16 protein-coding genes are annotated in these 14377 nt (G+C 62.3%); 10 read left to right on the top strand and 6 right to left on the bottom strand.

Annotation, left to right across the window (positions count from 1 at the left end):
- Nucleotides 1-10 precede the first annotated feature (10 nt).
- From AC4PTT_RS15690 to AC4PTT_RS15650, 9 genes are all read left to right on the top strand, one after another.
- The gene (locus AC4PTT_RS15690) at nucleotides 11-478 is read left to right on the top strand and encodes a PaaI family thioesterase (RefSeq protein ID WP_113154440.1); all 468 of its coding nucleotides are present in this window, start codon (nucleotides 11-13) and stop codon (nucleotides 476-478) included.
- Nucleotides 475-1116 (top strand): 5'-methylthioadenosine/S-adenosylhomocysteine nucleosidase, encoded by a 642-nt coding sequence (locus AC4PTT_RS15685; RefSeq protein ID WP_206993789.1) that lies wholly within the window; start codon nucleotides 475-477, stop codon nucleotides 1114-1116. Before AC4PTT_RS15690 ends, AC4PTT_RS15685 begins: the two co-directional genes overlap by 4 nt.
- A gap of 125 nt (nucleotides 1117-1241) precedes the next feature.
- On the top strand, nucleotides 1242-2804 hold the full coding sequence (gene guaA, locus AC4PTT_RS15680; protein ID WP_113154442.1) for a glutamine-hydrolyzing GMP synthase: 1563 nt from the start codon (nucleotides 1242-1244) through the stop codon (nucleotides 2802-2804).
- A 7-nt stretch (nucleotides 2805-2811) separates the two neighbouring features.
- On the top strand, nucleotides 2812-3174 hold the full coding sequence (locus AC4PTT_RS15675; protein WP_113154443.1) for an ArsC family reductase: 363 nt from the start codon (nucleotides 2812-2814) through the stop codon (nucleotides 3172-3174).
- 157 nt (nucleotides 3175-3331) lie between these two features.
- Nucleotides 3332-4879, top strand: a complete 1548-nt coding sequence (locus AC4PTT_RS15670) for a phospholipase D family protein (protein ID WP_492161596.1) — start codon at nucleotides 3332-3334, stop codon at nucleotides 4877-4879.
- Nucleotides 4880-4899: 20 nt separating this feature from the next.
- Nucleotides 4900-5418, top strand: coding sequence for an HdeD family acid-resistance protein (locus AC4PTT_RS15665; RefSeq protein WP_224873405.1), 519 nt, complete (start codon nucleotides 4900-4902; stop codon nucleotides 5416-5418).
- A gap of 10 nt (nucleotides 5419-5428) precedes the next feature.
- The gene (locus AC4PTT_RS15660; protein ID WP_113154446.1) at nucleotides 5429-5941 is read left to right on the top strand and encodes an HdeD family acid-resistance protein; all 513 of its coding nucleotides are present in this window, start codon (nucleotides 5429-5431) and stop codon (nucleotides 5939-5941) included.
- Nucleotides 5925-7007 carry an AI-2E family transporter gene (locus tag AC4PTT_RS15655; protein ID WP_206545788.1) on the top strand — a complete coding sequence of 361 codons (1083 nt, stop codon included), beginning with the start codon at nucleotides 5925-5927 and terminating at the stop codon, nucleotides 7005-7007. The genes AC4PTT_RS15660 and AC4PTT_RS15655 overlap by 17 nt, the downstream gene beginning before the upstream one ends.
- A 2-nt stretch (nucleotides 7008-7009) precedes the next feature.
- A complete protein-coding gene (locus AC4PTT_RS15650; protein WP_317089942.1) occupies nucleotides 7010-7372 on the top strand; it encodes a potassium channel family protein in 363 nt (120 codons plus the stop codon).
- A gap of 40 nt (nucleotides 7373-7412) precedes the next feature.
- On the opposite strand, the gene AC4PTT_RS15645 is transcribed toward AC4PTT_RS15650, so the two are convergent.
- From AC4PTT_RS15645 to AC4PTT_RS15620, 6 genes are all read right to left on the bottom strand, one after another.
- On the bottom strand, nucleotides 7413-7652 hold the full coding sequence (locus tag AC4PTT_RS15645; protein WP_297558248.1) for a hypothetical protein: 240 nt from the start codon (nucleotides 7650-7652) through the stop codon (nucleotides 7413-7415).
- Between the two features lie 174 nt (nucleotides 7653-7826).
- On the bottom strand, nucleotides 7827-8684 hold the full coding sequence (panC, locus tag AC4PTT_RS15640; protein ID WP_297563120.1) for a pantoate--beta-alanine ligase: 858 nt from the start codon (nucleotides 8682-8684) through the stop codon (nucleotides 7827-7829).
- The gene (gene panB / locus AC4PTT_RS15635; RefSeq protein ID WP_206547202.1) at nucleotides 8681-9526 is read right to left on the bottom strand and encodes a 3-methyl-2-oxobutanoate hydroxymethyltransferase; all 846 of its coding nucleotides are present in this window, start codon (nucleotides 9524-9526) and stop codon (nucleotides 8681-8683) included. Before panB ends, panC begins: the two co-directional genes overlap by 4 nt.
- Nucleotides 9527-9645: 119 nt before the next feature.
- Nucleotides 9646-10635 carry a hypothetical protein gene (locus tag AC4PTT_RS15630; RefSeq protein ID WP_492161595.1) on the bottom strand — a complete coding sequence of 330 codons (990 nt, stop codon included), beginning with the start codon at nucleotides 10633-10635 and terminating at the stop codon, nucleotides 9646-9648.
- A gap of 468 nt (nucleotides 10636-11103) precedes the next feature.
- The gene (locus AC4PTT_RS15625; RefSeq protein WP_283799208.1) at nucleotides 11104-11484 is read right to left on the bottom strand and encodes a hypothetical protein; all 381 of its coding nucleotides are present in this window, start codon (nucleotides 11482-11484) and stop codon (nucleotides 11104-11106) included.
- A 7-nt stretch (nucleotides 11485-11491) separates the two neighbouring features.
- On the bottom strand, nucleotides 11492-12691 hold the full coding sequence (locus AC4PTT_RS15620) for a glycosyltransferase (RefSeq protein WP_492161594.1): 1200 nt from the start codon (nucleotides 12689-12691) through the stop codon (nucleotides 11492-11494).
- A 337-nt stretch (nucleotides 12692-13028) separates the two neighbouring features.
- On the opposite strand from AC4PTT_RS15620, the gene AC4PTT_RS15615 reads away from it, so the two are divergent.
- Nucleotides 13029-14369 carry a polysaccharide biosynthesis/export family protein gene (locus AC4PTT_RS15615; protein WP_492161593.1) on the top strand — a complete coding sequence of 447 codons (1341 nt, stop codon included), beginning with the start codon at nucleotides 13029-13031 and terminating at the stop codon, nucleotides 14367-14369.
- Nucleotides 14370-14377 lie beyond the last annotated feature (8 nt).

Below are 14377 nucleotides of genomic sequence, written 5' to 3'. Positions count from 1 at the left end.
AGGTCTGCTTATGAACGGGACCAATCCCAACGAGACCAATCCCACGGATGTCGAAGCGCGGGTGCGCGCAAGCTTTGCCCGCCAGAAGATGATGCAGACCATCGGCGCGGAGCTGACGCTCGTGACGCCGGGCATTGTCGAGATCGAGATGCCTCATGCCGAAGGGCTGACCCAGCAGCACGGCTTTCTGCATGCGGGCGTGATTTCGACAGCGCTCGATTCTGCCTGCGGTTATGCCGCCTTTTCGCTGATGCCGGTGGATGCTGCGGTGCTGACCATCGAATTCAAGGTCAATCTGCTTGCGCCGGGGCGCGGAGAGCGCTTTCTGTTTCGCGGCGAGGTCACCAAGCCCGGCCGCACCATCATTGTCGCTGACGGCCAGGCCTATGCCTATTCTTCTGAAGGAGATGCCAAGTTGATCGCCACCATGACCGGAACCATGATGACCATCGTCGGACGGGAAGGGCTGGAAGGATGACGCGGGCTCCCGTGGAACCGGCCATCCTCTCCGGCAAGCGCGTTCTCTTCGTGATGGCGGCGGATGCCGAATATGGCCCGCATCTCAAGAAGCGCTTCACACCGCTGATGACCGGCATCGGCCCGGTCGAGGCCGGCGTTGTTCTGGGCGCCGAGCTTGCGCTGCTTGACGCGGAAGGGCAGTTGCCCGACCTGCTCGTGTCGCTTGGCTCGGCCGGCAGCCGCACGCTGGAGCAGACCGAGGTTTATCAGGCGACCGCCGTGTCCTACCGCGACATGGATGCCTCGCCGCTCGGTTTCGAGAAGGGCGTGACGCCGTTCCTTGATCATCCGGCGGTCATGCCCCTGCCGCATCGCATTCCCGGCATTCGCGAGGCAACGCTCTCGACCGGCGCGAATATCGTTTCGGGCGCGGCCTATGACGCCATCGACGCCGAGATGGTGGACATGGAGACGTTTGCGGCGCTGCGCGCCTGCCAGCGCTTCGGTCTCGGTCTGGTGGCGCTGCGCGGCATCTCCGATGGCGCTGCCGAACTGCAGCACGTGGCCGACTGGACGGAGTATCTGCACGTCATCGACGAGAAGCTCGCATCGGCCGTGGATCAGTTGGAAGAAGCCCTCGCCAAGGGGCTTTTGTGATGGCGCGCTGCATGATTTTCAGTAAAAACAGACCAGCCGCTTCAGGCCCGGATGCGGCGTTTCGGCACCGGGAAAACTTTGCCCGCCCGCTTGCGCCCACCCGTATCTTTCTCTAAAGGCTCGCCATGAAAACGACATCCCATCCCGACACAGTTCTCATCGTTGATTTCGGCAGCCAGGTCACGCAGCTCATTGCGCGGCGGGTGCGCGAAGCCGGAGTCTATTGCGAAATCGCACCGTTCCAGTCGGCGGAAGAGGCGTTTGAGCGCCTTGCGCCCAAGGCGGTCATCCTCTCCGGCAGCCCGGCCTCGACGGTCGATATCGGCAGCCCGCGCGCGCCGCAGGTGATCTTCGATTCCGGTCTTCCGGTGCTCGGCATCTGCTATGGCGAGCAGACCATGTGCGCCCAGCTCGGCGGCAAGGTCGAAGGCAGCGATCACCGTGAATTCGGTCGCGCCTTCCTCGAAATCGAGGACGATTGCCCGCTGTTCGAAGGCATCTGGGCCAAGGGCACGCGCCATCAGGTTTGGATGAGCCATGGCGACCGCGTGACGGCAATTCCGCCCGGCTTCCGCGTTGTCGGCACCTCCACGGGCGCGCCCTTCGCGGCCATCGCCAATGAGGAGCGCAAATATTACGGCGTGCAGTTCCACCCCGAAGTGGTGCACACGCCGGATGGCGCGAAGCTTCTTTCGAATTTCGTGAACAACATTGCCGGCCTTCAGGGCGACTGGACGATGGCCGCCTATCGCGAGCAGGCCGTCGAAGCCATCCGCAAGCAGGTTGGCGACGGCAAGGTGATCTGCGCGCTTTCCGGCGGCGTCGATTCCTCCGTGGCCGCGCTGCTCACCCATGAAGCCATTGGCGATCAGCTCACCTGCATTCTGGTCGATCACGGCCTGATGCGTAAGAACGAGGCGGCGGAAGTCGTCGCCATGTTCCGCGAGCACTACAATCTCCCGCTCATCCTGGTGGACGCCTCCGACCGTTTCATCGGCGCTCTGGAAGGCGAGAGCGACCCGGAGACGAAGCGCAAGACCATTGGCCGCCTGTTCATCGAAGTGTTCGAGGAAGAGGCAAAGAAGCTCGGCGGCGCCGACTTCCTGGTGCAGGGCACGCTTTATCCCGACGTGATCGAGAGCGTCTCGTTCACCGGCGGTCCCTCGGTCACCATCAAGTCGCACCACAATGTAGGCGGTCTGCCAGAGCGCATGAACATGAGCCTGGTGGAGCCGCTGCGCGAGCTCTTCAAGGACGAGGTGCGCGTGCTCGGCAAGGAGCTCGGCCTGCCCGACAGCTTCATCGGCCGCCATCCCTTCCCGGGACCGGGCCTCGCCATTCGCTGCCCCGGCGGCGTGACCCGCGAGAAGCTCGAGATCCTGCGCTCCGCCGATGCGATCTATCTGGACGAAATCCGCAAGGCCGGTCTCTACGACGCGATCTGGCAGGCTTTTGCCGTGCTTCTGCCGGTGCAGACCGTGGGCGTTATGGGCGACGGACGCACTTATGAGTTCGTCTGCGCGCTGCGCGCGGTAACGTCGGTCGACGGCATGACCGCCGATTTCTACCATTACGACATGGAATTCCTCGGCCGCGCGGCGACCCGCATCATCAACGAGGTGAAGGGCATCAACCGCGTCGTTTACGACGTGACGTCCAAGCCGCCCGGCACCATCGAGTGGGAGTGATCCGGCGATGAACGCTTCGAACCCTGTCGTGATCTACGGCATCAAGAACTGCGACACGATGAAGAAGGCGCGGTCCTGGCTTGAGGCTCATGACGTTGCGCATGCGTTTCACGACTACAAATCCGCCGGCATCGACCGTGAGCGGCTGGAAGCCTGGGTCCGCGAGCTGGGCTGGGAAAAGGTTCTCAACCGCGCCGGCACGACGTTCCGCAAACTGTCCGATGCGGACAAGGCGGATCTCGACGCCGACAAGGCCGTCAAGCTGATGCTGGAGCAGCCCAGCATGATCAAGCGCCCGGTTCTGGATCTCGGCGATCAGCGCATCCTTGGCTTCAAGCCCGAAATCTACGAGACCGCCTTCGCCTCCTGAACGAAGGCGCATCGGCGAGAAAAACAAGGGGCTCCCGCACCGGCGAGAGCCCCTTTTTCATTCCGTTTCTCGACACGCAAAGCCGGTTTCTTGCCAATTCTTCATATAGTTGGGATACATTGGGGCTTCTATCCACGCGGCCGGGAGCTCCTTGCGCATGAAGCGGGTGATACTCACTCTGATTTCCATCGCGATCGCGGCCACCGTGGCGGTGATCGTTCTGCGCCTGTTGTTCCCGCTCCCAGACATTTCCAATCGCGCGCCGGAAAAGACGATTGCGGTCGATCCCGCCACACCACTGGGGCGGTTGATGGCGCAGGGGGCCTCGAGCCACCCCGGCAAGACCGGCGTTCTTCCGCTGGCCGATGGCAAGGATGCGCTGGCGAGCCGGCTCGCGCTGATCGAGCGGGCCGAAGTCTCCATCGATGCGCAATATTACATCTGGCATGACGATACGTCCGGCATCCTGCTTCTGGCGGCTCTGAAAGAGGCCGCCGACCGCGGAGTGCGGGTGCGCCTCCTGCTCGACGACAATGGCGTGCCGGGGCTCGACGGCTACATGGCCGCGCTGAACACGCTGCCGAATTTCGATATCCGGCTGTTCAATCCTTCCACGGTGCGCCGGCCAAAGCTCTTCGGATATACGTTCGACTTTTTCCGCATGAACCGGCGCATGCACAACAAGGCACTGATCGCGGACGGTGCGGCGGCGATTATCGGCGGCCGCAACATCGGCGATGAATATTTCCAGATCGGCGACGCCTTCTATGTGGACATGGACGTGCTGGCGACGGGCCATGTGCTGCCGCAGACGGCGGCCGTGTTCGATCAATACTGGAACAGCGCTTCCGTGTTCGGCGTCGAGACGATCATCAATGGTTCGGGCGACATGGCCGGCTTCGAGACGCGTGTCGCGGAGGTGGAGGGCAGCGAGGAAGCCCGCGCGGTTCTGGCCGAACTGGAAAGCAGTGCGGCGCGTTATGCCGGGGGCGGCGAGGCGCTTGAATGGACCAATGTGCAGCTCGTGGCCGACGATCCGGTCAAGGGGCAGGGCATCGCCACGCGCGATCAACTCATGATCATGCGGCTGGGCGCGCTTCTCGGCGAAACGCGCGAGCGGCTTGATCTGATCTCGGCCTATTTCGTGCCGGGAAAGATCGGGGCCGCCTATTTCGGGGATCTGGCGCGCACCGACAGGCAGGTGAACATCCTGACCAACGCGCTCAACACCACGGATGTGCTTCTCGTTCACAGCGGCTATGCCAAATACCGGCGCGAGCTTCTGGAGGCCGGTGTCAATCTCTATGAGCTGAAGCTGCGTGGCGGGGTGACGCCTGAATCGGCGATCCAGTTGAAGCCGCTGGGGCTTTCGGGCGCGAGCCTGCACGCGAAGACCTTCGCGATGGATGGCGAGCGCGTCTTTATCGGGTCGTTCAACTTCGATCCGCGCTCGGCGATGCTGAATTGCGAGATGGGTTTCCTGATCGACAGTCCGTCCATGGCGCAGCAGGTGAGCGCCGGCTTTGATGGTCCGCTCGATCTGGTAAGCTATCAGCCTGAACTCACACCGGAAAACAAGATGATCTGGGTAGAGGAGAAGCGGCAGGGCGATCCGGTAATCTATCAGGAAGAACCTGGCGCTACATGGTTCCAGCAGATTGCTACAGTTGTTATCGGCTGGTTGCCGGTGGAATGGCTGCTCTAGGCGGCCTCAAGGAGAGTAAAATGAAGAACTGGTTCTGGTGGTTGCTCGCGGGCATTATCTCGCTTGTCGGTGGTTTTATCGCGCTGGCCAATCCATTGGCCGCAACGCTCACGGCCGAGCTTCTGGCCGGCTGGGTGTTTATCGTTGTGGGCATTCTGACGATCCTGTCGGTGTTCAACGATCAGGGGTGGGGCGGACGGCTTCTGTCCATCCTGCTGGGGCTGGCGCTGCTTTTCGTTGGCGTGAGCCTGATCGCGAATCCGCTTGGCGGCATGGTCTCACTGACCTTCGTGGTCGCTGCGATGCTTCTGGCCATGGGCGTGATGCGCATTTTCCTGGGCATTGGCGCATCGGATTCGCGTCTGCGCTGGATCATGATCCTGGCCGGCATCGTCTCGCTGGTGCTCGGTGGCATGATTCTCGCGAACTTCCCGCAGTCGGCGCTGGTCGTTCTGGGCATTTTCCTCGCCGTGGAACTCATCTCCAATGGCGTGTCCCTGATTGTGCTGGCGCTTTCCCGCAAAAGCCCGGCAGCGTGAGAGAGATAAAATGAAGCACTGGATGTTGTGGCTCCTGGCCGGCGTTGTGGCGCTGGTCGGTGGCCTGGCTGCCCTGTTCAACCTGAACTCGGCCTCGAACCTGACGATCACGCTGGGTGGCTGGGCGCTGGTCATCGTCGGCGCCCTTCAGGGCTGGGCAGCCTACAAGGCGAAGGACGTTCGCACGATGACCGGCGCAGGGCTGCTGGCGGCAGCCGCGCTTTTTCTCGGCGTGTCGCTTCTGTTCGGACCGTTTGGCGATGGCAGCATACTGCGCGTCCTGCTGGGTGTGTTCCTGCTCGCGTCGGGCCTCGGCAAGGTGTGGATGGGGCGCAGCCTGCGCGGTGACACGGTTTTCCCCGCGCTGCTCGTGGCGGGCGGCGTATCGGCCGTTCTCGGCCTGATCGTGCTCATGGGCCTCAGCCTCAATTTCGGGCTGATCGTTGCACTCGAACTGCTCGCAAGCGGCGCTGCACTCGTGCTTCTGTCGCTGCGTCTGAGACAACATGCTCCAAAAGGCTGATCCGCTTCGTGCCTTCACCACACTGGTCATGGCCGTCGTACTGGCGGTCCTGATCGGGTGGATACTTGTGGTCGGGAAATCGGTTCTGATGCCGATCTTCATCGCGATCATTTCCGTCTATGTCCTGCTCACCGCGACAGCGGCGCTTGCCCGGGTGCCGCTGATCGGCCTGTTGCCGGAATGGGCGCTCAGGGGCGTTGTGCTGGCGATTTTCGTTCTGGTGCTGCTGCTTCTGGCGAGCGTTCTGGTCGGCACGGCAGAGCAGGTGATGGCGCGCCTGCCCGTCTACCAGAAGAACCTGACGGATATGCTGGAGAGCATATCGGCCCGCTTCGAGATTGAAGAAATTCCCAATCTCAGCACGCTGATCGAGACGCTCTGGGGGCGGATCAACCTGCAGCGGATTGCGGCTGTCGGCATCGGCTCGGTCGGCTCGCTGGCCGGCGTGATCTTCATGGCCGTGATCTATTCCACCTTTCTGATGGCCGAGCGTGGCGGCTTCGCGCGCAAGATCGCTGCTGTCCTGCCTCAGGAGCGGGCCAGCCAGGCGCATATGATGGTGCGCGACATCAACCGCAATATCGGCGAATACCTTACCGTCAAAACGCTTGTGAACGTCATTCTGGGCGTCATGTCCTTTACGGTCCTCAAGCTGTTTGGCGTCGATTTTGCGCTGTTCTGGGCGGTGCTTATCGGCCTCTTGAACTACATCCCCTATGTGGGGTCGCTGCTTGGCGTGGTCTTCCCCGTGCTTCTGACGCTTGCGCAGTTCGGTTCGATCCAGACGACGGTTGTTGTTGCGATCCTGCTCACGGGTGCGCAGATGTGGGTCGGCAATTCTCTGGAGCCGCGAATGATCGGGCGGCGGATCAACATGTCGCCTTTCGTGGTGCTTGTGTCGCTTGCGCTCTGGTCGTCCCTGTGGGGCATTCCGGGCGCCATTCTGGCCATTCCGCTCACTTCGATGTTTGCAATCATTCTGGCAAACTTTGAGGGCACGCGACCGATTGCACTCCTTCTTGCCGAAGACGTGCAGGCAGTGCTGCAAAACGGCGAAGAAAAATGAGGATGATCGCGGAACTCTGGCGGGGGGTGCGTGCGGCCTTTTCCGACAGGAATGTTCTGAGCCTGATGGCTTTCACATGCACCATCGTTCTGTGTGCCGCGATCTTCTATTCCTGGGCTGAAGACTGGTCTTTTCTGGATGCAGTCTATTTCTCGGTCATCACCATCTCGACCGTGGGCTATGGAGACTTCTCCCCGCAAACCTTTGCAGGCAAGATGTTCACCATCGTCTATGTGCTGATTGGCCTCGGTGTCTTCGTTGCCACGGCCACCACCGTCGCCACCGCCATCTTGTCCCATCGTCTCAAGGATGAAGACGGGGCGGACAGGAAAAGGCGGGCAAGGCACCCAAAAAAACGGCCCTGAATGTCAGGGCCGTTTTAGCTGGGAAACAGACAATGTTGCATCAATCGCTGACCACCGTGCGGTTGACCAGGTTCAGGCGATGGTCCGGACCGACGATGTAGATTTCACGGTAGTGGGTACCCCTGTTGTAGAAGTCATTGAAGGTCACCGAGCCGATAGGGGTGTTGTCCAGCGTTGACATGCTGGTTTCGTAATTCAGGCTTCCCTTGATCGGTTCCACGGCGACTGAAGGCGCGGCGAGAAACAGCGTTGCCAATGCCGTCAGAATGAGGGTTTTCATAACGACCTCCCTGTAGATGGTGATTTTTTACGGACTTCGGCGCGATCTTACACTTGCCGAAGCGCGGAGTATCGCAGGGCGGGCGATCACTGTGAAATCAAGTGGTTGGGATTGAAAATCACGCAGCTGTGACGTGATCGCTATTGCAAAATCCGTATCAGCAAAAGCCGGTCTTCAATTCCCCAGAGGTATCACCGGCAGATTGTCGATGAGGCGTGTTTCACCCAGCCAGGCGGCGGCGAGCAGCCTTGCGGGTTGATCGACGCGCTCAATCGGAAGCAGGGTTTCGGCGTCCCTCAGGTCGAAATATTCGACACGGTCGAAACCGGCAGCTTCCAGTGCCGAACGCGCCGCCTCAAGAACCGGCGCGGCCGCCATGCCCGAGGCAAGGCGCGTGGCAGTTTCCTGCAGCACATTGGCGATGGCAGGCGCTTTGCGGCGTTCTTCCGGCGTCAGGCGCACATTGCGCGACGAGAGGGCAAGCCCGTCGGCCTCGCGCACGGTCGGGCAGCCGATTATCTCTGTCGGGATGTTGAGGTCGGCGACAAGCCGGCGCACCACCAGAAGCTGCTGAAAATCCTTTTCGCCGAAGAGCGCGCAGTCCGCGCCGCTTTGCAGCAGAAGCTTGCTGACCACGGTGGCGACGCCGTCGAAATGTCCGGGGCGGTGCGCACCGCACAGGCCCTCACTGACGCCGGAGACCGAAACGGTGGTGGCGAAGCCGTTGCCATACATTTCCTCAACGCCGGGCGCGAACAGAATATCGACGCCGAATGGCGCAAGCTTCGCCGCGTCGTCAGCCTCGGTGCGCGGATAGGCTGCCAGATCCGATGCGTTGTTGAACTGTTTGGGATTGACGAAGAGCGTCACGATCACGCGTTCCGCGCGCTCCCTGCCGGCCCGCACCAGGCTCAGATGGCCTTCGTGCAGCGCCCCCATGGTGGGCACCACGGCTACGCGCTCGCCGGCGCGCCGCCACGTCTGAACCCGGTCGCGCAGATCGGCAACGGTGCGGAGAATGCTGAGGCTCATTCGGTCTTTCCCTTGTGGAGCGCCGGGACGGTGTCGGAGAAAACATGTTCGGCGGCGGGGAAGCGCCTTGCGCGCACATCGCGCGCATAGTCGGCAATGGCTTCATCCGCCGTCTGGCCGAGCTCTGCGAACCGCTTCACGAATTTCGGCCGGAACGTATCGAACATCCCGAGCATGTCGTCGACGACGAGGATCTGGCCGTCGCAGGACGCAGATGCGCCGATGCCGATCGTGGGGATGGGGGTGGTGGCGGTGATCCGGTCGGCGAGTGCGGCCGGCACCTTTTCAAGCACCACGGAAAACGCGCCGGCGTCCGCCACGGCTTCGGCGTCACGCAGAATGTGGAAGGCGTCATCGCCGCGCCCCTGCACCTTGTAGCCGCCGAAACTGTTCACCGCCTGCGGGGTCAGGCCGATATGCCCCATGACGGGAATGCCGTGGCGGGTGAGGAAGCGGATGGTCCTTTCCATCGTCTCACCGCCCTCGAGCTTGACGGCGGAACAGCCCGTTTCGGCCATGATGCGGGCGGCATTGCGAAAGGCCTGCTCCGGCGATTCCTCGTAGGAGCCGAAGGGCATGTCGACCACGAGCAGAGCGCGTTCCACGCCCCGCCGTACGGCCTTCCCGTGCATGATCATCATGTCGAGAGTGACACCGAGCGTGCTTGGCAGACCGTGAAGAACCATGCCCACGCTGTCGCCGACAAGGACGATGTCGCAATGCCGGTCCACGATGCGGGCGAGGGGCGTGGTGTAGGCGGTGAGGCAGACGAGCGGTTCGCCCCCCTTTCTCGCCAGAATGTCAGGCGGGGTGAGAGCTGCAATTCTTGCGGTGGCGCTCAATATACTCCTCCCTTCGCTTTCGCCAGACGATCCGGAAAAGGTCGCATCCGTGCGATAGCGACAGGGATATGACACAGTTTTTCGCAGTTGCGAAGGCGTGAGGCGCAGATTGGCGAATGTCAATCGCCATTGAAAATGTCGGGAGATGTAAGGGTTTGCGCCAGATCACCCGGTGCGATCGGTTGGCCGGCGAGCACGGTCTGGGCCGCTTTCAGGCCGCCTGTGATGCGCCGCAGCATCGGACTGGGGCCGAGCGTATCAAGCGGCAGGCCCCATTGTCCCTTGCCAGGCGTGCGCTGCGGCCAGACCTTCAGTTCGAAGTAGCGCGCCGCCTTCCGGTCCACATCGCCCCAATACTGGATAACCGTTGCACTGGGAGCGCTCTTGGCGATCCAGCCGAGATCCTGAATGCCCAGTCGGGGTTCGTCATGCGGCCGCTTGGCAAGAAGGATGGCGTCCCAGCTGTGTTCGAATATCTGGTTGGCATGGGCGACGACAGCCACCTGCGCGCCGGCCCGCCGCAGGCCCTGTTCCAGATTTTCGGAGAGGGGATTGTCACAGATGAGCACGATGTCCGCATCCGCCAGCGGAATTTCGGCATCCCTGAAAAGCGCTTGGCAAAGCGCGCTCTGGTATTCCCTGCCGCCCACGAGGGGGTGGGATTCATTGACGGCGGAAATGAGCACCTCGTGTTCCAGACAGGCTTCCACATCCACCTCGCCGGTCAGCGTCATCCATGCTTCGTGGAGAAGCGCCACGACCGAGTGTTCGTGCATGCGCTCGATCAGGGACCGTGTGATGGGGCGAATGGATGGGCCGTTCACCAGAATGTTGGTGGTTCGACAGGTCTCGTCGTCTATACGCTCTTCAATGGAGAGGGCGTCTGCAAGTCCGGCTGCTTCGGCCAGCGCACGCGTTGCGTCTGCTGCTTCTTCTGCAGGCTGGAAACGCGTGGCGGGCGGGGTGATGGCGGTGACGGCGCTCGCCCCGGCCATGAGTGCGATGGTGGCGGTGGCGGCCAGAAGCCCGTTGTCGACGGGAACCACAACGCGCATTCCCGACAGGCTCAGCTCGAAGGTGCGAATGTTCTCTTCGATGAGCGCGAGCATGTCGGCTGTGTCGGTTTGTTGAGTTGCGCGTTCTGAACTGCCACTGCTTGTCATGAGAATTCTGCCCGGTTCACCGACCTTTCCTGGTCCGCCGTCCGGTGCCTGGTTGGCCGACACCGGCTCACTGCCATCGTTTCGCATATCCTCCCGCTCCCCCGGTTCGCTCCTCTCCGTTTGAACCGGGAGACATCCCTCGCCATTGCCTCGGCGTGACGATCCGGAGCCTCGTTTATCTATTGCGTCAAGCCTGAAAGCCTCCCTGAAAACCTCAATGAAGGCGGTGGCTTAACACCCAATGACTTGTGTTGTGCAATGCCTGCAACTGCCTGAAATCATAAAAGCCCGCGCGCGCCGTGCAGATAGAACGTTGGTGCAAATCCCCTGCGCTTAGGTCTTATGCCTTTCATCTTGTCAGCGTATCGGCGGTTCTCCTCTAATCATTTTGAAAGGCATGGCTTTGGCGCCGGTTCAGTGGCGCAGTTCGGATCGCGCCAGCGTGTAGGACGGTGTCTCGTCATGGTCGGCGACAAAGCTCTGCGCCATCAGCCGAAGCTGCCCGACAAGGCCGATCTGGCGTTGCAGCGCCGCCATGCGCCGCGTGTAGGTTTTCATGGCGCAGGTCATGTCATCGATCTGCGTGGAGAGCCGTGCCTCACGGGGGTGGTCCTCGAAACGCTCCTGCGCAAAGGCGGCAGTGGCCGCCACGCGCTCGCAGCGTTCCTTGAGGCCCTGTCGCTCGTGCCGCAAAGCCGCCTCAAGCTCCTCAAGGTTCGCCAGAAGCTGCGCGAACCGCGCCGCATCGCTGTCCCGGTCGGGCTCTGTGTTGCGTATGCGCAGAGCTGAAAACATGGTCCCGTCACGCTCCGTTTCTCAAATGGGTGTCCCGTTGCATCTTCACGCCGGCAAGCCTTGGGTGCAGCGGTGTGCGCGGGCGTCGCGCCGGCATCGGCGAAACGGGCGCGGGCTTTCGCCGGGCGATCTCGTCATCGATGATTTTCTGGAGGCGCGCCTTGAAATGCGTGTCGCTGAAGCGTTCGGCATGCTGGCGGATCAGGTCTGGCCGGAATGCGCTCTCCATCGCTTCGAAACGATGCACGGCGTCGATCAGCCCGGCCTCGGACTGGTCTTCGAACAGAAGGCCGGTTCGGTCGGGCACGATGGAATCGAGCACGCCGCCACTGGCATGGGCGATCACGGGTCTGCCGCTCGCCATCGCTTCCACGGGCACGATGCCGAAATCCTCGGTGCCGGGAAAAACGAGCGCCCGACAGGTCGCCATCATCTCCTTCAGTTGCGGGAAGGGGGCGCGGCCGAGGAATGTGATCGTGGGACCGGCAAGCCGTTTCAGCGCCTCTGTCTCCGGCCCTTCGCCGATGACGACGAGCTTGCGCCCCATCGTGGTGAAGGCGCGCACGGCCAGATCCACCCGCTTGTAGCCGACGAGCTGGCCGGCAACGAGATAGTGATCGCCAAGATTTGCAGCCGGCGCGAAATCATCGACGCTCACCGGTGGATTGAGCACGGTTGCGCGGCGCCGATAGTATTTCCCGATCCGGTCGGCCACATGGCGCGAATTGGCGACAAATGCGTCCACGCGCGCGGCGGTGGTGACATCCCAGGTGCGCAGCGCCGGCGCGATCCACGGCATCATGAGGCGGGCCAGCGGCCCGGCATTGGCGCGGTAGAAATGATAGTGATCCCACACATAGCGCATGGGCGAGTGACAATAGCAGACATGGGTAGCCTGCGGCCCCGGCGTGATGCCCTTGGCCGGGCCGGATTCACTGGAAATCACCAGATCGTAGCCGGACACATCAAGGCTCTCCAGCGCAAAGGGCATCAGCGGCAGAAGCGACTGGTAGTGGCGACGCGAGCCCGGGATTTTCTGCAAAAACGAGGGGATGACCCGGTGCCGCCGGATCTTCTCCGAAACCCGGCTCTCGTCATAGACCAGCGTGAAGATGTCCGCATCGGGGTACATGTCGCACAGGGCTTCGACGACCTTTTCGCCTCCACGCATGGAGACCAGCCAGTAATGGACAATGGCGACGCGCACGGTGCTCCTCCCGGATTTGTCTTCCGGGATATTGCTGTGAAAGCGCGCGCGCGGGCACGCCGACAATACGGTTTAAGGCATGTCTGAACGAGGGAGCGCCACGCGCAAACGGGCTAGGTCATCATCCGATCGGACGGTTGCAAAGGGGCGGGGCTGCCCGCTCTGCCTCAAAAGCCCAATGGGCTTAGACGCCCTAGCCGAAAGGAACTAGCCGCACAGCATTTCAACCGAATTTACCTGACGCCGTTTCGCCCGATGATCGACGGTGGGGGAGGAGGTCTCGCGTCTTCCCCGGAACCGTATCAATCCAGAACCGCATCTATTCGGAACGGGCAGGATGAAGCAGCGCAGCATCAAGTGCACAGTCTCCACCGACCATCTGTCAGGGCGCGTCATCGCGGCCCTCATGCTTCTCCTCGCTTCTCTTCTCCTTCTCCTGCCGGGCACTCCTTCCCGCGCTTCCGAGGAGTTTCGGCTCCTGCCGCAGACACGGGTGAAGATCGCGGTGGTCGAGTGGGTGGAGGCGCAGGGCGAATATCGCGAATGGACGGCGCTCAATGGCGAGTATGCGATCTCGCCTTCGGGCCGCATTGCGCTGCCGCTGGTCGGTCCGATGGAGGCCGAAGGCCGGACACCGCAGGCGCTGGCCGGAGAGATTGCGGCGGCGCTTCAGGAAAAGACCGGTCTACTCGCGCCGCCCGACACCACGGTGGAGGTGGTGCGCTATCCGTCCGTCTTCGTCACCGGCAGCGTGGAGCGGCCGGGCGAGTTCGAGTTCAAACCGGGGCTCAGCGTGCTGCAGGCGCTCGCCATGGCGGGCGGGCGGGTGCGCCGAACCGACCAGTCCGGCGGCTATTCGGAGCTTGAACAGATCCGTTACGCGGGCGAGATCGGCCGCATCGATCTTCAGCTTCTCCAGCTTTCAACACGCCGTGCGCGCCTTGAGGCGGAGCTGGTCGAGAACGCCGAGGTCGATTTCGAGACGGCGTTGCAGGGCCGTCCGCTGGCGGGTCATGCAGCCCAGTTCGTGCGGGACGAGCAGGCCATTTTCGAGGCCCGGCGCAATGCCTATCAGCGTCAGCACAATTCGCTTTCGGAGCTTGGAACGCTCTTTCGCGAGGAGATCAAGATCCTCGGCGAGAAGATGGTCGCGCAGGACCGGCAGATCCAGATCGCGCAGGACGAACTCGGCAATGTGGCCCAGCTCGTCAAGAAGGGCACGGTCACGAAATCGCGCGAAACCGGGCTTGAACGCATCGTGGCGGATCTGCAGGCAAGCCGCCTCGATCTGGCGGTCGCCTCGATGCGCGCGCAGCAGCGGCTGAGTGAGACCGAGCGCGACGCGCTCAGTCTTGAAGGCGTGCGGCGCACCGAAATCGGCGCGGAACTGCAGAAGGTCAATCTGGAAATCGACGATCTTGAACTGCGTCGCGGGGTAACGGAGCAGCTTCTTCAGGCAACGGGCGCTTCGCTCCTGCGGCGCGGTGAGCGCGCGGTGGAACAGCAGCCGCTGCGCTTCAGCGTGCTGCGTGGCGGTGATCAGTCAATGCGGGTCGAGGCAAGCGAGACGACGCGTCTGGAGCCGGGCGACGTTCTTGACGTGCAGCTCGATCTGCTGCGCGCCGCAACGCCGCGCGCTTCGCTGGAAAACGGAATCATGCAGGCGCAGTCGCGCTAGATCGCCGT

The sequence above is a fragment of the Nitratireductor sp. WH36-1 genome, assembly GCF_058725515.1.
The sequence above is the reverse complement of the archived record's forward strand: the minus strand, read 5'-3'. Positions and strand labels throughout refer to the sequence as shown.